Genomic DNA, 15,188 nt, shown 5'->3' on the forward strand with positions numbered 1-15,188 from the left:
GTGACAAAAGAATAAGCTATCGCATGAAATTAGCGTTTTTGTGTAAAAAAGCGTATTTCCGGTTAGTTTTCTGTTCAGGAAGAATATTACGACAAGATCTTGTCGCTATCAAGCGATTACTTGGCGCAATTGAAAATAATTGACAAGAACATGAAGAAAAAGACGCAGGATTGTAAATTAAAACCGTTGGGGCCCCTTACCACCACAACTTTTGGGCAGACCAGACCACAAGCATATGGAAAATGAATTTAAAGACTTCTCGGACCGGATAAATCTAGCCATCGCCCGTGCAGGCGGAGCCAAGAACTTGGCGGACAAAATGGGAATGTCCACTTCGGTGCTGCGAAGCTGGCGCTCAGGGAACTCCGACCCATCCCGTTCCAGCCTAGTTAAAATGGCCCAAGCCACCAACCTGTCTGTCAGTTGGCTGGCCTCGGGAGAAGGTAACCCCTCACCTTCCGAACCCTCTTCAACCTTGGTTGATCTGGATATCCTGGAAGAAATCATTGCCAAGACTCAACAATTATTCCAAGGTCAAAGCGTGAATCTGAAGCCGGAGGCCGAGGCACGTATCATCCGCCTGGTCTATGAGTTCTACTTACGCCAAGGGCAGCAAATGGACGAAGCCAGTTTGAACAATCTGATTGAACTGGCTTCGTTTCGATAAAAGCCACTCGCAATAGTCAAATCAGGAAAGGGCGCTGTATCTAATGTGACCTCGCTTAAATGCAAAAGTCATAGGCAGCCCCTTTCCCTGGCGATAACTCAACCTGTTATTAATCCCAGCCCTATTGAAAACAATAAGGACCAGTTAACGAATCACAAACCCAAGCGTGGACTAATGAGCTGAGAACACATAGCCCACGCCCCACACAGAACGAATCGGCAAACGCTCGCCGTGCTGTGCGACCTTACGTTTCAAACGGCTAATTACCACATCTATGTAGCGACTAGGTGGTTGATCCCCTTCCTTGTCACTAAACAGCTTTTCGCGGGCTACGGGTTCAGGACTCTCGGCCAGCAACACACGCAATACTCGTCGCTCCGCCCCTGTCAGCGTGATGGCATGTCGCTGCGGCGTCATCAAGCGCCAACCGTCCTCCAGCAAATCCCAGCCAAACAAGGGCTCCCGAGTTTCACCATTCAGGCGGATTTCCGTAGGGGCAGTTGGGAAAGCTTTGTCCTTTCCATCCGCATATTTAGCTCGCAAGGCCAGCTCCCGTCTGCGCAGAGCTTGGATACTAGCCAGCACTTCCATACTGTGAGTTCGTTCGTCAAAACAGATATCGGCACCAGCCAGCAATAGCAAGCTGCCATGTTCGGGGGTTAGTGTTCCTTCAAAACGCAAAACCACCAGACCCATTGCCGCAGACTGAGCCCGCAAGCGACCTACATCACCCAACAGATCCTCATTCGGGGAATGCATCATGATCAGCTCGCCCGCCTCGGCCTGTTCGTCCTGCGTAAATGACACCGCGCTGTGTGCTTGAAGCACTTGCACCGGTATACCCCACAGGGCCAAATCATCGATCAGCTTTTGTATCAGATCGCCGTTATCAAACAACAGCACGATTCTCTCTGTTCTCAACAGTACCAAGCCTCCCTCTCCCCAAAACCGTGGCTATCATTGCCTTGTAGGCCTGCACGCGTTCAAGCGGCTTTGCCTGGCGCTCACTATCGTCTTTATTGTGTTTCTTACTCACCCAAGACCTGGTGCGCCTACAGCCGATCTGTTAGCAAGGCCACTCTGTCTTTCTGCTCCTGGGTCCTTCCAGGGCCCGATGGGCATCCTTCCTGTGATGCCGTCCATCCAGCATAAACACAAAATCTTGCATAAACAGTCAAGTTCTTAAAACAAAAGTAAGAAAACCACATCATTTACATTTTTTATGCAAATTCTTGTGTAGTTAACTTGGTTTTCTGTTCAAATTGAATAATAAGACAAGTATATAGCACCATCAAGCACAATCTTGACCAAATAACCAATAACGACAAGAACATGCAATCCCTGGAGGTGGCAATGTATTTCAAACACTCAGTAAAGCGATTAAGCCAAGCCGGTCAAAATGCCGTGGAGGAAGGTTTCCAACACTTCCCGGAGCGAATCAAGCTGGCGATCGAACAGGCCGGCGGACCACAAAAACTGGCTGAAAAAGTGGGTGTGTCCCTATTGATTCTGCAAGGCTGGCAATCAGGCAAAACCGAGCCCTCTCGTCTTGCTTTGATCAAGCTGGCCAAGGCCTCCAAGCTGCCTATTCAATGGTTAGCCTGCGGGGAAGAAAAGCTTGATAAACGGGTTCTTGCTCAATCAAAGCCCAGCATGGCTGACATGGACTCGTTGGAAGAAATCATCCTGAAGATCAGGCAGTTATTTGTGCAGCAAAAGCTCAGCCTGCGCTCTCGTGCCGAGGCTCAGGCGATTCGTCTGGTATACGAGTTCTATCTGCATCAAGGTCGTCAAATGGATGACGCCAGCCTGGACAGTTTGATTGAGCGTCTTGCCCCTCAGTAAACCTATACGTACAAAACAAGGCACCTGATCATAAATTGGATGAAGCTAGGGCTATTCTGTTTCCATTAATCACACCTTAAGCTTCCCTGTGCTGGCGAGCGTTTAATCTGCTCGACCAGCAACAGCACTGTCTCAAAAAAGATCTTTATGTTCTATTTGTAACTAACATTATTCCCCCTGCTTTGTCTAAACCCTTGGCCATATAAGTTTGAACCATTCAAGCATGAATCAAGAAATCAGGCCTGAAGATAAGAACCTCAGCGAAATTCATACAAAACTCTATGGCTGGAGATAGGCAAAACCCTAGGAAAAGTTGTAATCTCTGGCTTGATAAAGACATAAGACAGCTTATTCAATGCAGGTTTTGACCCATAAAAAAAGAACAAACAAGGCTTAACGGAAACCGCCTTTTAAACGCTTTCGCTATTATTTTTATTTATAGCTATCGGGTAGATATCGAGCCATTTTTTTGAGCGTTTTAAGCTTGCCAGGGCCTCTCTCCAAACATACTTAGCCGCAGCGCATAGGGCCCCTTAACGGGGGTTCCTATTCAGCAGCCAACAAGCATCACAAACAAACTGCCGTCTGCCCTGAGCCCCACCTTTCAAGCTGCGCCCCGCTCCTCAGGCACAAAAAAGCCTGCATGTTCTGCAGGCTTTTTCTATTACAGCATCCCTAGTTGCAAGCGGGCTGATTCACTCATACGTTCCCGGCTCCACGGTGGATCCCAAACCAGATCCACTACGGCCTTCTCTACGCCCTGGATAGTCTCCAGCTTGTAGCGGGCCTCATCGGCAATCATGGTGCCCATACCGCAACCAGGAGCCGTCAGCGTCATTTCCATGGTGATGGAGAACGCTTCTGGACCAGTCTGGCTCACATGACAAGCGTACACCAAGCCCAGATTAACGATATCGACCGGAATCTCCGGATCATAAACGCTAGCCAGCACAATCCAGGCGGCGTCTTCAATGGTTTTTTCGCTCAGGGGCAGCTCGGGTACAAAAACCTCGGGCTTGTCCTGGGACTCAAAACCCAGCGCATCGGCATCGACACCTTCAATCCGGTACAGGTTGCCCTCTACCATCACGGTATAGCTGCCACCCAGCTTCTGGGTAATCGTTGCTGTACAACCCGCCTCGATCGTAACGGGAGCACCGTAAGGGATACTGACAGCCGGACAATCCCGGCTGACCAGCACATCATGTCGTTCAAAGTAGCTCATGGCTTGTTTGCGCCTTTATTCGGTTTGCGCGGTTTCTTTGGCCTGATTGATGGCGTTATGCAGGGTATGCCAGGCCAGAGTGGCACATTTAACCCGTGCGGGGAATTCACGCACACCAGATAACACTTCCAGCTTGCCCAGATCTCGATCGGGATGGGCCTCTGTCAACATGGCGTGCATATCTTGAAAAAGAGACTCAAACTCGGCCAGACTCAGGCCTTTTACGGCTTCGGTCATCAAGGATGCCGAAGCCTTGGAAATAGCGCAGCCATGCCCCACAAAGCTGACTTTCTGCACAATGCCGTCTTCAACCACGGCGTACACAGCCAGTTGATCCCCACACAAGGGGTTATGGCCATTGGCAAAATGGCTGGCGTTTTCTATTACTTCAAAGTTACGCGGGCTACGGTTATGGTCAAAAATGACCTCTTGGTAGAGCTCGCGCAACCCGTTGAAATCTTGGCTCATTTAGCCAACTCCAAATAGTTTTTGAGCTTTGCGCACGCTGCCCAGCAAAGCATCAATATCAGCGTAATCGTTGTACAAAGCAAAGGAGGCACGAGCCGTACCGGGAATGCCAAAGCGCGTCATCAAGGGCATGGCACAGTGGTGACCGGCACGCACAGCAACGCCGTCCATGTCCAGAATGGTGCCCAGATCGTGCGGGTGAATACCGTCGACCAGGAAGGACACAATGCCTGCCTTGTGTGCGGCCGTACCAATAATGCGAATGCCAGGCATGGCCAGCAAGGCTTCGGTGGCGTAGTCCAGCAACAGCGCTTCATGGTCGGCAATACGCTGCATGCCTATACCCATCAAATAATCGATAGCGGCAGCCATGGTAATGGCACCAGCGATATTGGGCGTACCTGCCTCAAAGCGCTGTGGCACAGGGGCGTAATTACTTTGCTCGAAACTGACGGTGGTGATCATGTCACCGCCGCCCATCCAGGGCGACATGCTGTCCAGAATCTCGTAGCGCACGTACAAGGCGCCCATGCCGGTAGGACCGTACAGTTTATGGGCCGAAAACGTGTAAAAATCCGCATCCAGGGCTTGTACGTCCACCACACCGTGGGGAACGGATTGGGCACCATCCACCAGCACCTTGGCGCCGACGGCATGCGCCTGACGGGTCATTTCAGCGATGGGGTTGATCGTGCCCAAGGCATTGGACACATGGCCCACAGCCAGCAGGCGGGTTCTCTCGTTGAGCAGTTGCTTGAAGGCTTCCTGATCCAGCTCACCGTTATCCAGCACAGGCACCACGCGAATAACGGCACCGGTACGCTGGGCAACCAATTGCCAAGGCACGATATTGGAGTGATGCTCCAGGCCGGTCAGCAGAATCTCGTCGCCTGCTTTCAGGTTGTCCATGCCCCAGCTATAGGCCACCAGGTTGATGGATTCTGTGGTGCCACGTGTAAATACAATTTCTTCGTCGCGCGCGGCATTCAGAAATGCCCGCACTGTACTTCTGGCCTGATCGTACAGCTCAGTAGCATGCTGAGACAGCCAATGCACACCACGGTGGATGTTGGCATTGGACTGCTCATAGAATCGCGCCTCGGCTTCAATGACCGAGCGCGGCTTTTGCGTCGTCGCGCCATTGTCCAGATAGGACAGGCGTTGGCCCCGGATGGGGCGAGCCAGGATAGGAAAATCCTCGCGGTGATTCAGCAAACCAGCAGCAGTTACGGGCATAGGCGCATTCATGCAAGATCTCCAAGGGCAAGACCGCCAGGCAACAAAGCATTAATACCGACTGTGGCACGGCTACGCAGGCTCTCGGACGCAATGCGCTCCAGAGACTGAGCGGCAAATGCGTAAATCAGCATATTGCGTGCATCTTCCATGGTCATGCCACGCGAGCGCAGGTAGAACAGGCTATCTGCATCCAGCTGACCCACAGTGGCACCGTGTGCACACTTGACGTCGTCGGCGTAGATTTCCAACTCAGGGCGGGAGTCTGCACGTGCCATCTTGGACAAGAGCAAGCTGTCCGAACGCTGTACCGAATCCGTACCATCCGCGCCCTTGCCTACCAATACGCGACCACTGAACACGCCGCGGGCGGTGTCGGCCAAAATGCCACGGTAGAACTCACGGCTTTGGCAGTTAGGCTGAGCGTGATCAATGATGGTGTTGTGGTCCACGTGACGGCGGCCGTCCACAAAATACAAACCATTGAACAAGGTTTCGCAGCGCTCGCCGTTGAAAACAGTAGCAATATCGTTACGGGCTATACGGGCACCGAAAGACAGAGAGTGCGAATTGAATACCGAACCACGACCTTGCTGCACATCGATTGCGGCCAGGTGGAAGTCTTGCAAGGCTTCTTGCTGCAACTTCATGTGTGTCAGGTTGGCATCAGGAGCCACGTTCAGGCGAGTCACGGCGCTGCTCAAGGAAGCATCCGTTCCTTCCTGACCCACGTAGTGCTCAACCACCGTTGCACTGGCACCGGATTCCAAAGAAATCAGGTTGCGCGTAAAGCTGGCACTGCCACCTTGAGTGCGTACAAAAACCAGATGAACAGGCTGTTCCAGATGCTTGCCAGCGGCAATATACAAGGCAGCACCATCCTGGGCCAAAGCCAGGTTCAAGGCAGCCGTCGAGGCACCCAGGGACTCGTCCCCGTAAGCCTGTTGCAGCCAGTCTGCATCTTGCTCCAGACAGGTGCTGAGCGAGGACAAACGCACGCCTGCTGGCAACTCATTCAGGTGCGACAAAGCCGCATCGTAGTGACCGTCCACAAAGACCAGGAAATAGCCGTCTTCTTGCTGGCGCACTGACGCCACCAGTTCTGCGGCCGAAGCCGACTTCTGAGGCGCAAAACTTTGTTGTTCCAGCAAAGCCAAAGAGGTGTGATGCCAGGCTTCAATACGCGTGGTTGGCCAGCCTTCTTGTGCGAAACGATCCAGCGCGCGCTGACGCACGGCGCTTAGCCATGGCAGGCCGGCTCCAGGTGCTTGTGCAGCCTGAGCGGCAAAGCTGTTGACCCAATCCGGCAGACTCATACCGCAGCTCCCTTGGCTTTTTGTTCGGCAGCTGCTTGTTCCAGCACCCAACCGTAGCCACGCTCTTCCAGTTCCAGAGCCAATTCACGGCCACCGGAACGAATGATCTTGCCGCCGGCCAATACGTGCACAAAGTCAGGCACGATGTAGTCCAGCAGACGTTGGTAGTGAGTAATCACCAGCAAGGAGCGCTCGGGGGAACGCAGGCGGTTCACGCCGTCAGCCACCACACGCAAAGCGTCAATATCCAGACCGGAGTCGGTTTCGTCCAGGATGGCCAGCTTGGGTTCCAGCAGGCTCATTTGCAGAACTTCGTTGCGTTTCTTTTCGCCGCCGGAAAAACCTTCGTTCACGGAGCGGTACAGAAACTCTTCGCGCATGCCAACCGTCTTCATTTCCTCTTTGACACGCTTGAGGAAGTCCATGGCGTCCAGCTCGGGCAAGCCCTGATGACGGCGCACGGCGTTCACGGAAGCACGCAGGAAGTAGGCGTTGGACACACCGGGAATTTCGATGGGGTACTGGAATGCCAGGAACAGACCGGAACGGGCGCGGTCTTCAATCTTCATTTCCAGCAGATCTTGACCCAGCCAGTCAACCGAACCGCCTTCCACGGTGTAGTCTTCACGACCGGCCAGAACCTGGGACAAGGTGCTCTTGCCCGAGCCGTTCGGGCCCATGATGGCGTGGACTTCACCGGGTTTGATTTCCAGGTTCAGACCTTTAAGGATAGGTTTATCTTCAACCGAAGCGCGCAAATCTTTAATCGTCAGCATTTCATTATTCTCCTTAACCTACACTGCCTTCCAAGCTGACGCCGAGCAAATTCTGTGCTTCGACCGCAAACTCCATGGGCAATTCTTTAATCACTTCTTTACAAAAGCCGTTCACGATCATGGAGACGGCATCTTCGGCAGTCAGGCCGCGCTGCATGGCATAAAAGAGCTGGTCCTCGCCAATGCGCGAAGCGGTTGCTTCATGTTCCACACTGGCGCTGGGGTTCTGCACTTCCATGGTTGGGAAGGTGTGTGCAGCACAGCGCTTGCCGATCAGCAGCGAATCACACTGGGTGTAATTGCGGGCGTTTTCTGCCTTGGGGGTAATACGAACCAGGCCGCGATAGGTATTGATACCTTGGCCCGCCGAAATCCCCTTGGAGATAATCGTGCTGCGGGTATTGCGACCCATATGAATCATTTTGGTGCCGGTATCGGCTTGCTGGCGGTGGTTGCTCAGGGCGACCGAGTAGAACTCGCCTTGGGAATCATCGCCGCGCAGCACCACGCTGGGGTATTTCCAGGTGATGGCCGAGCCGGTTTCAACCTGCGTCCAGGAGATGTGCGAACGTACGCCACGGCATTCGCCACGCTTGGTGACGAAGTTGTAAATACCGCCTACGCCGTCTTTATCGCCGGGGTACCAGTTTTGCACGGTGGAGTACTTGATCTTGGCGTCGTCCAAGGCGACCAGTTCCACGACCGCTGCGTGCAACTGGTTTTCATCGCGCATCGGCGCCGTACAGCCTTCCAGATAGCTGACCGAAGCGCCCTCTTCCGCAATAATCAAGGTGCGCTCGAACTGACCAGTGTCGCGGGCATTGATGCGGAAGTAGGTGGACAGCTCCATCGGGCAGCGTACGCCTTTGGGGATGAACACAAAGGAGCCATCGGAGAACACGGCCGAGTTCAGGGCGGCGTAGAAGTTGTCGCTAGGAGGGACAACCGTACCCAGATACTTTTTCACCAGTTCCGGATATTCACGCACGGCCTCGGAAAAGGAACAGAAGATCACGCCCACTTCTTCCAGCTCTTTGCGGAAGGTGGTGGCCACCGAGACCGAGTCAAACACGGCGTCAACCGCCACACCGGCCAGACGCGCGCGCTCGTGCAAAGGCACACCCAGTTTTTCATAGGTGCGCAGCAATTCAGGATCCACCTCGTCCAGGCTCTTGGGGCCGTCGGCCTTGCTCTTGGGCGCGGAGTAGTAGCTGATGTCCTGGAAGTCGATAGGTGGATATTCCACAATCGACCACTTGGGATACTTCATGGTCAGCCACTGGCGGTAAGCAGCCAGGCGCCATTCCAGCATGAACTCCGGTTCGCGTTTTTTCGCGGACAGGAAACGGATGACGTCTTCGTTCAGACCTTTCGGTATGGTTTCAGACTCGATGTCGGTGACAAAGCCTGCCTCGTAATCACGATCGAGGAAGGTGTCCAGATGTTCGTTGACGGTACTCATTCGGTTAACTCCACGTTGGAGGTGTTCGCCTTGTTTCTGTTTTTCAATTCGGGACCCGGCTTGTGTGTCAGGGGAAATTCGTTAACGGGCACGCGTATCATGTCTGCAACACTGACCTCTTCCAAGGTGCGTCGGACAATATCGTTGATACGCTGCCAATTACTGCGTATATGGCAATCTGACTCCACGGAACAGGCTCCAGGAGTAGCTACACATTCAGTCAAGCCAAAGGGCTGATCTTCCAGTGCATCAATAATCTGCGCTACACTTATCTGTTTGGCGGGGCGGCCCAACACATACCCTCCGCGTGCGCCTCGGCTGCTGATGACCAGCTCGTGCTGGCCCAGCAGTTTAAGCACCTTGCTGACAGTCGGTTGGCCCAAACCCAGGATGGCGGCCAAGTCAGACGCACTGAACACACGGTCTGGATCGCCAGCCATGTGTGTCAGCACCAAAGTGCCGTAATCAATGATTTTACTGATTCGCAGCATTCCTTCTCTCTGAACAGGTCGTAGAGCCATATAGTACCGCTTTGGTACTATATGGTCAAATTATCCCTCCAGACTTTGCTGGATATTCCACATCCGGGCATAGGCGCCATCCAGGGCTAAAAGCTCGCTGTGCGTGCCCTGCTCCACGATCTGTCCGCGCTCCAGAACCAGAATCAAATCCGCGTCCGTAATCGTGGAAAGTCGGTGAGCAATGATCAAGGTGGTGCGGTCGCGGGCAATCTCGTTCAACTCCGCCTGAATCGCCCGTTCCGTACGTGTGTCCAGCGCACTGGTAGCTTCGTCCAGAATCAGCACCGGCGGGTTCTTCAGCAAGGTACGGGCAATAGCCACGCGCTGCTTTTCGCCCCCGGACAACTTCAAGCCGCGTTCACCCACGATGGTTTCGTAACCATCGGGCAGGCTTTCGATGAAGTCGTGGATACTGGCGGCCCGTGCTGCTGCCACGATCTGCTCTTTACTGGCCTCAGGACGGCCATACGCGATATTATGCAAAATCGTATCGTTGAACAGGACCGTATCCTGGGGAACGATACCGATATGACGGCGCAAGCTCTCTTGCGTCCATTCGCGCAGCTCGCGCTCATTGAACAGGATGCGGCCTTCCGTCACATCGTAGAAACGAAACAAAAGACGCGACAAGGTGGATTTACCTGCGCCCGAAGAACCCACCACCGCTACCGTCTTGCCGGCGGGGATCTCGAAACTCAGGTTTTGAATGACTTTGCGACGGCTGTCATAGGCAAAGCTGACGTTCTCGAAACGCACACCCGCCTGCTCACAGGACAAGACCTGGGCATCCGGCGCATCTTTCACCTCTTGCTTGCGACGCAGCAAGGAGAACAGGCGCTCCATATCAGCCAGTGAATTCTTGATTTCACGGTAAACAAAACCCAGAAAGTTCAAAGGCGCATAAAGCTGAGTCAGGAAGGCAGACACCAGCACAACGTCACCCACCGTCATGGTTCCGGCCAGCACACCTTGCGCCGACATGAACAGCAAGGCCGTCACCCCAACACTGATAATCGAGGCCTGACCAATATTGAGCAGGTTCAGCGATACCTGATTACGCACGGCAGCCTGGACCCACTGGCCCATATTCTGATCGTAGCGATTGATCTCGTAATCCTCGTTACCGAAGTATTTGACTGTCTCGTAATTGAGCAAGGCATCAATCGCGCGAGAGTTGGCACGACTGTCCAAGTCGTTCATGGCTCGCCGATAACGCATGCGCCGCTCAGTCACCAGCAAGGTGAACACAATATAGGCCGCAATCGTCCCCAAGGTCACCGCCGCGAAGGCCCAGTCGTATCGCCAGAGCAAGATGCCACAGACCAGAGCTATTTCCAGCAAGGTTGGCAAAATATTGAAGACCAGGAAATTCAGCAGAAAGCTAACGCCTTTGGTGCCCCGTTCAATATCCCGGCTCAAGCCACCTGTCTGGCGTTCGGTATGAAAGCGCAAGGACAGATCCAGCAGGTGCCGAAAGACGTGGTTCGCAATCAGCCGCACCGACCCTTGCGTGACTCGCGCAAACAGGGCATCCCGTATTTCACCAAAAGCGCTGGAGGCCAGACGTACGGCTCCATATCCCAACAAGGCGGCCACCGGCAGCATCAAAGCCGTAGCGGGCAGACTCAACGCATCGATTACCTGCTTCAGGTAGATCGGCATCATCACGGTGGCGACTTTTGCCAGCAGCAAACAGGACAAAGCCAAGACCACGCGAGTCTTGAATCGCCAAACGTAAGGAAATAAGGATTTCAGGGTGCTCAGACCACCGGAGACACCATCAAGCACTTCAGGACGAGGAGGCACACGCAATAGGTCCGTGTTCAACAGCACAAAGCCGAAAAACCGCGGACAGCTTAAAAATAAGTTGCAGCACAACGCTGGAATCAAGGCAGGACAAGCAGACTATGCTTTCCACTGGCAGGCAGGCCCTGCCATGTCCTTGATGCGAATACAGAAATGAGGTTCTACGCCTGGGAAATTATCAAAACTGCCAGGCAGCACATAACGAATAAGTATAGCCGTTTGAGCTGCTTATCCCTGCCAAGACCCTGCCGTCGGCGTGCTTGTTTGGCAGATTATTGACCTGCAAACCACAGTCACACGAATAAGGGACCTGACCAGCAAGTATCCAGTGCTGAAAATCGGGAAATTCACGGCTTGTCACTGCAAAGAAAATGCTGGCAATCCAGCACTTTGTTACCTTCAAGCCTTCAACGAAAGGCATACAATACCTGCTTGTCTGAAACTGGCGCAGACACAGTAAAAATAGCGCCCGATACCAGACATCTGGCTCATGAATCCCTTTACCGTGCAAAATCCATCCATGCCGTCTTCTTCTTTTTCGTATTCTTCTTCCCTGGACCAGTTAGCCGCACAGGACAGCCAGGCGCTGGATGTGCTGTACGACCAGGAAGCCCCCTTGATGCTGGCTTTGGGCCAGGCCGTATTGGGCCGCCGCATTGATGCCGAAGAGGTTCTGCGCGATAGCTTTGTTTTGTTATGGAAGAACGCTGCCGGCTATGACCCCGATTTAGGCGAAGGGCGCGCCTGGATTTACAGCATTCTGCGGTTCAGGCTACTGGCTCGCCTGCGTCAACGCGCGCAAAGCGGCGATAGCAATTACGCCCTGCCTGCCATCAAGCCGCAAGCCGGCCAGCGTTTCATCCCTGCCATGGGCAAGCTGGATGGCACCAGCCAACGCGCCATGATCCATGCCTATCTGCACGGCAATAGTTACGAACAGTTGGGCCCTCAGCTGAACCGCTCCCCCGCACAATTGCGCGCTGTGGTCCAACATGGCTTGCAACAGCTCACTCCCCTGATCAATGAAGGCAACGCCAACGATCCACGCCATGCAGTGATGATTGGCGAATATACCTTGGGGCTACTCAGCCAGCATGAACTGGTCCAAGCCCACACCCTGATGCAGCAAAATGATCAGGCAGCGCGTCTGGCATTGGCTTGGGAGCAAGCGTGGCTGGAGCTGGTGGACTGCCTGACCCCAACAGTGCCTGCCCCCACCAGCCTGGCTCATATTCACCATACCCTGGGCTTGCCTCCGCCAGCTGCACGTCGTCAGGCTGGGAACACAAGCAGTCCGGCTGCTGAAGCCCCCAAATCGGCAAGCACTGGCAACGCCAGCACAAGCGCTCCAGTTAACAAAGCGGAGCGCCAGGAACCCAGTATCAAGACCAGTACTTCGGCAGACCAAGACACTAAAGCGGAAGCTGCCACTCGCACTGAGCCTCGCTGGTCCGTCAACAGTTCGAACGACAAGGCTGACGATCACACACCGCCCTTCCCCACCTTACTGCGTGCAGACTCCGACCCAGCTACCAAAGCAGCTGCTGTCACAGCCGAAGCAGCGCCGACAGCACCAGCCAAGGTCGCCGACAAGAAAAAGCCCGCCAAAAGCGAGCCTGAGTCAGTCCCGGTAGAGAAAAAACGCAAACCCGAACCTGTTGATAGCGAACGCAAGTCCCGTGGCTTTGCCATGCCCATGCCTGTTTTGTGGGGCGGCTTGGTTACGGTCGTGATTCTGGGCCTGGTGATTGCCCTGCTCATGAACATGAACTCGGAACCACCTGTCAACGTTATTGAGATGAAGCCACGTCAGGCAGCCATCCTGCAGGCCCCTGGCCAATCCTCTACTCCGGCCTGGATTGCGACGGTAGACCCACAAGGCAATGTCCTGCTGGTGCCCAAGGTCAGTACAGAAGTCAAAGCAACGCAGTCAGTACAGCTGTGGACACACACACCACGCGGCACACAGGTTCGTTCATTGGGTTTGATTGATCCTAATCGCCCCATCACCGTACCCGCGGCTTTGATCGGCACCGTGGAAGATGAGCAGATATTTGAGATGACGCTGGAAACCGAAGGCGGCTCCAATAGTGGTGCACCGGAAGGCCCCGTTCTGTACATTGGTCGCATTGTAAGCTTTGGGCAGTTGGATAACCTGCCCAAGCCCAACACGGAGGCTAGCTCGTCGGCAACCCGCTCTTAAAAGCGGCATCCAGCCGTTCCAGCTCGTCGATTTCCTCGGCAGTGAAGCCCGCCTCCAGGCGGGCTTCGCGATTAAAGGGGCCGCGCAAACGCGGTGCGCGATAGCGCAGTGCCAACTCACCATAAGTATCAAAGTCAGGCAAACCTTGTTCCTGGCAGACTTTGCGATACCAGTAATTTCCCAACGCTACATGCCCGACCTCATCGCGCAAGATGATGGCAATAATCGCGGCGGCTTTTTCATCACCAGCATCCAGCAACTTCTTATGCACCAGGGGGCAGGCATCCAGCCCCCGTGCTTCCAGAGTACGCGGCACCAAAGCCATACGCGCCAGCAGATCAAAGCGTGTTCGCTCTGCCATCTCCCACAAGCCGTCATGGACAGGCAAATCCCCATAGCGGACACCCAGCGTTTGAAGATGATCGCTCAGCAGCTCAAAGTGCAAAGCCTCCTCCACCGCCACCTGTAACCAGCCCGCATAGAATGCGTCGGGCAAACCGGGATAACGCCACAACACATCCAAGGCCAGATTGATGGCATTGAACTCAATATGAGCCAAGGAATGCAATAAGGCTGCTCGCCCCTGGGGCGTACGCACGGACCGCTTGGGCACATGCTGAGGGCTCACAAAACGCAAACCCTCGGGCCGTCCCGGTACCCCGGGCGGCTCTTCCAAATGCTCATCTGCCCCTACGGGCAAGCCATGGGCAATTGCTCGTACTGCTGCCAGCTTGGCAGCCGGCTCTTGTACTAACAAGGCCTGTAGAGCCTGACTACGTAAGTTCACTGCTAATCCCTTCCATGAAAAAAGGCCGGCACCAAGGCCGACCTTCGTTCCTGCTTAGCAACCCCGGATTACTGAGCCGAGCCCGGATCCGTCATCGCCAAGGCTTGATCCAGCATTGCCTGGATCTGACCCAAGTTGGTGCGCAAGGCCTGCATCTCCTGACCGGTCAGACGCACAGCGGCTTCCTGGTCAAAAGGCATATCCGGACCATCGCCCAGACGATTGCGCGCACCACTGATCGTAAAGCCTTCGTCGTACAGCAAACCGCGAATCCGGCGTATCAGCAGCACCTCATGGTGCTGGTAATAACGTCGGTTACCGCGTCGCTTGACGGGCTTTAACTGCGTAAACTCCTGCTCCCAGTAACGCAGGACGTGGGGCTTGACCAAGCAAAGCTCGCTGACTTCACCGATGGTGAAATACCGCTTGGCAGGGATAGGTGGCAAGGTCGCCGTCTTTTCGTTTGTGCTCATAGCCACTGATGCTCATCGACAATAGGAGTGATTTTACACGTTCAGTCAGGCAAAACTGTACGCAAACGTACCAGGCTTCAGTCCTGGTCATCCTCGGGCGCCACTGGCGCCCCTTCGACTACACTTTTGAGCTTCTGACTGGCGTGGAATGTCACCACGCGTCGCGCCGAAATCGGGATGACTTCACCCGTTTTGGGGTTGCGACCAGGACGCGGGGGTTTGTCCCGAACCTGGAAATTACCGAAACCGGACAACTTGACCTCGACACCATCGGCCAGGGAATCGCGGATCTCTGCAAAGAAAGTATCCACAATATCTTTGGCTTCGCGTTTATTCAAGCCAACACGTTCAAACAAGAGTTCAGCCAGATCTGCCTTGGTCAGAGTACGCTCTACGTTCATTG

The 15,188-nt window shown here is 54.2% G+C and carries 16 protein-coding genes; 3 read left to right on the forward strand and 13 right to left on the reverse strand.

Annotated features, from left to right (window positions below):
- Positions 1 to 235: 235 nt before the first annotated feature.
- A complete protein-coding gene (locus D0C27_RS03935) occupies positions 236 to 667 on the forward strand; it encodes a helix-turn-helix domain-containing protein (RefSeq protein WP_080747924.1) in 432 nt (143 codons plus the stop codon).
- 171 nt (positions 668 to 838) lie between these two features.
- Here D0C27_RS03935 and D0C27_RS03940 read toward each other — a convergent pair whose 3' ends face one another.
- Positions 839 to 1,570 (reverse strand): winged helix-turn-helix domain-containing protein, encoded by a 732-nt coding sequence (locus D0C27_RS03940; protein ID WP_115633597.1) that lies wholly within the window; start codon positions 1,568 to 1,570, stop codon positions 839 to 841.
- A 450-nt stretch (positions 1,571 to 2,020) separates the two neighbouring features.
- Here D0C27_RS03940 and D0C27_RS03945 point away from each other — a divergent pair, with 450 nt between their 5' ends.
- The gene (locus D0C27_RS03945; RefSeq protein ID WP_035267648.1) at positions 2,021 to 2,512 is read left to right on the forward strand and encodes a helix-turn-helix domain-containing protein; all 492 of its coding nucleotides are present in this window, start codon (positions 2,021 to 2,023) and stop codon (positions 2,510 to 2,512) included.
- Between the two features lie 664 nt (positions 2,513 to 3,176).
- On the opposite strand, the gene sufT is transcribed toward D0C27_RS03945, so the two are convergent.
- The 9 genes from sufT to D0C27_RS03990 all read right to left on the reverse strand — a co-directional run bounded on the left by sufT (position 3,177) and on the right by D0C27_RS03990 (position 11,743).
- On the reverse strand, positions 3,177 to 3,737 hold the full coding sequence (gene sufT / locus D0C27_RS03950; RefSeq protein ID WP_060185785.1) for a putative Fe-S cluster assembly protein SufT: 561 nt from the start codon (positions 3,735 to 3,737) through the stop codon (positions 3,177 to 3,179).
- A gap of 15 nt (positions 3,738 to 3,752) precedes the next feature.
- Positions 3,753 to 4,205 carry a Fe-S cluster assembly sulfur transfer protein SufU gene (gene sufU, locus D0C27_RS03955; protein WP_009454366.1) on the reverse strand — a complete coding sequence of 151 codons (453 nt, stop codon included), beginning with the start codon at positions 4,203 to 4,205 and terminating at the stop codon, positions 3,753 to 3,755.
- Positions 4,206 to 5,453: a cysteine desulfurase gene (locus D0C27_RS03960; protein WP_137430471.1), complete on the reverse strand. Its 1,248-nt coding sequence runs from the start codon at positions 5,451 to 5,453 to the stop codon at positions 4,206 to 4,208.
- Positions 5,450 to 6,757 (reverse strand): Fe-S cluster assembly protein SufD, encoded by a 1,308-nt coding sequence (gene sufD, locus D0C27_RS03965; RefSeq protein ID WP_137430472.1) that lies wholly within the window; start codon positions 6,755 to 6,757, stop codon positions 5,450 to 5,452. Before sufD ends, D0C27_RS03960 begins: the two co-directional genes overlap by 4 nt.
- On the reverse strand, positions 6,754 to 7,533 hold the full coding sequence (sufC, locus tag D0C27_RS03970) for a Fe-S cluster assembly ATPase SufC (RefSeq protein WP_009454372.1): 780 nt from the start codon (positions 7,531 to 7,533) through the stop codon (positions 6,754 to 6,756). The genes sufD and sufC overlap by 4 nt, the downstream gene beginning before the upstream one ends.
- A 13-nt stretch (positions 7,534 to 7,546) precedes the next feature.
- The gene (gene sufB, locus D0C27_RS03975; protein WP_137430473.1) at positions 7,547 to 8,995 is read right to left on the reverse strand and encodes a Fe-S cluster assembly protein SufB; all 1,449 of its coding nucleotides are present in this window, start codon (positions 8,993 to 8,995) and stop codon (positions 7,547 to 7,549) included.
- On the reverse strand, positions 8,992 to 9,486 hold the full coding sequence (locus D0C27_RS03980) for an SUF system Fe-S cluster assembly regulator (protein WP_003800349.1): 495 nt from the start codon (positions 9,484 to 9,486) through the stop codon (positions 8,992 to 8,994). The genes sufB and D0C27_RS03980 overlap by 4 nt, the downstream gene beginning before the upstream one ends.
- Before the next feature lie 60 nt (positions 9,487 to 9,546).
- Positions 9,547 to 11,328, reverse strand: coding sequence for an ABCB family ABC transporter ATP-binding protein/permease (locus D0C27_RS03985; protein WP_052159216.1), 1,782 nt, complete (start codon positions 11,326 to 11,328; stop codon positions 9,547 to 9,549).
- Between the two features lie 172 nt (positions 11,329 to 11,500).
- On the reverse strand, positions 11,501 to 11,743 hold the full coding sequence (locus D0C27_RS03990) for a hypothetical protein (RefSeq protein WP_137430474.1): 243 nt from the start codon (positions 11,741 to 11,743) through the stop codon (positions 11,501 to 11,503).
- Between the two features lie 69 nt (positions 11,744 to 11,812).
- Between D0C27_RS03990 and D0C27_RS03995 the strand changes: the two genes are divergently transcribed.
- The gene (locus D0C27_RS03995) at positions 11,813 to 13,525 is read left to right on the forward strand and encodes an anti-sigma factor domain-containing protein (RefSeq protein ID WP_137430475.1); all 1,713 of its coding nucleotides are present in this window, start codon (positions 11,813 to 11,815) and stop codon (positions 13,523 to 13,525) included.
- Here D0C27_RS03995 and D0C27_RS04000 read toward each other — a convergent pair.
- The 3 genes from D0C27_RS04000 to D0C27_RS04010 form a co-directional block, all read right to left on the reverse strand.
- A complete protein-coding gene (locus tag D0C27_RS04000; RefSeq protein ID WP_137430476.1) occupies positions 13,500 to 14,312 on the reverse strand; it encodes a ferritin-like domain-containing protein in 813 nt (270 codons plus the stop codon). The genes D0C27_RS03995 and D0C27_RS04000 overlap by 26 nt on opposite strands.
- 68 nt (positions 14,313 to 14,380) lie before the next feature.
- Positions 14,381 to 14,785 carry a MerR family transcriptional regulator gene (locus tag D0C27_RS04005; RefSeq protein ID WP_003800357.1) on the reverse strand — a complete coding sequence of 135 codons (405 nt, stop codon included), beginning with the start codon at positions 14,783 to 14,785 and terminating at the stop codon, positions 14,381 to 14,383.
- A 77-nt stretch (positions 14,786 to 14,862) separates the two neighbouring features.
- Positions 14,863 to 15,186, reverse strand: a complete 324-nt coding sequence (locus D0C27_RS04010; RefSeq protein WP_009454385.1) for an integration host factor subunit alpha — start codon at positions 15,184 to 15,186, stop codon at positions 14,863 to 14,865.
- Between the last annotated feature and the right edge of the window lie 2 nt (positions 15,187 to 15,188).

Origin of the sequence: Alcaligenes faecalis (assembly GCF_005311025.1) — a bacterium.
Lineage (GTDB): Bacteria > Pseudomonadota > Gammaproteobacteria > Burkholderiales > Burkholderiaceae_B > Alcaligenes > Alcaligenes phenolicus.

Bases quoted from the DNA above. Each gene is read 5' to 3' on its own strand.
- D0C27_RS03935 (WP_080747924.1), top strand. From the start codon at position 236: ATGGAAAATGAATTTAAAGACTTCTCGGACCGGATAAATCTAGCCATC.
- D0C27_RS03945 (WP_035267648.1), top strand. From the start codon at position 2,021: ATGTATTTCAAACACTCAGTAAAGCGATTAAGCCAAGCCGGTCAAAAT.
- sufT (WP_060185785.1), bottom strand. From the start codon at position 3,737: ATGAGCTACTTTGAACGACATGATGTGCTGGTCAGCCGGGATTGTCCG.
- sufU (WP_009454366.1), bottom strand. From the start codon at position 4,205: ATGAGCCAAGATTTCAACGGGTTGCGCGAGCTCTACCAAGAGGTCATT.
- D0C27_RS03960 (WP_137430471.1), bottom strand. From the start codon at position 5,453: ATGAATGCGCCTATGCCCGTAACTGCTGCTGGTTTGCTGAATCACCGC.
- sufD (WP_137430472.1), bottom strand. From the start codon at position 6,757: ATGAGTCTGCCGGATTGGGTCAACAGCTTTGCCGCTCAGGCTGCACAA.
- sufC (WP_009454372.1), bottom strand. From the start codon at position 7,533: ATGCTGACGATTAAAGATTTGCGCGCTTCGGTTGAAGATAAACCTATC.
- sufB (WP_137430473.1), bottom strand. From the start codon at position 8,995: ATGAGTACCGTCAACGAACATCTGGACACCTTCCTCGATCGTGATTAC.
- D0C27_RS03980 (WP_003800349.1), bottom strand. From the start codon at position 9,486: ATGCTGCGAATCAGTAAAATCATTGATTACGGCACTTTGGTGCTGACA.
- D0C27_RS03990 (WP_137430474.1), bottom strand. From the start codon at position 11,743: ATGCCTTTCGTTGAAGGCTTGAAGGTAACAAAGTGCTGGATTGCCAGC.
- D0C27_RS03995 (WP_137430475.1), top strand. From the start codon at position 11,813: ATGAATCCCTTTACCGTGCAAAATCCATCCATGCCGTCTTCTTCTTTT.
- D0C27_RS04005 (WP_003800357.1), bottom strand. From the start codon at position 14,785: ATGAGCACAAACGAAAAGACGGCGACCTTGCCACCTATCCCTGCCAAG.
- D0C27_RS04010 (WP_009454385.1), bottom strand. From the start codon at position 15,186: ATGAACGTAGAGCGTACTCTGACCAAGGCAGATCTGGCTGAACTCTTG.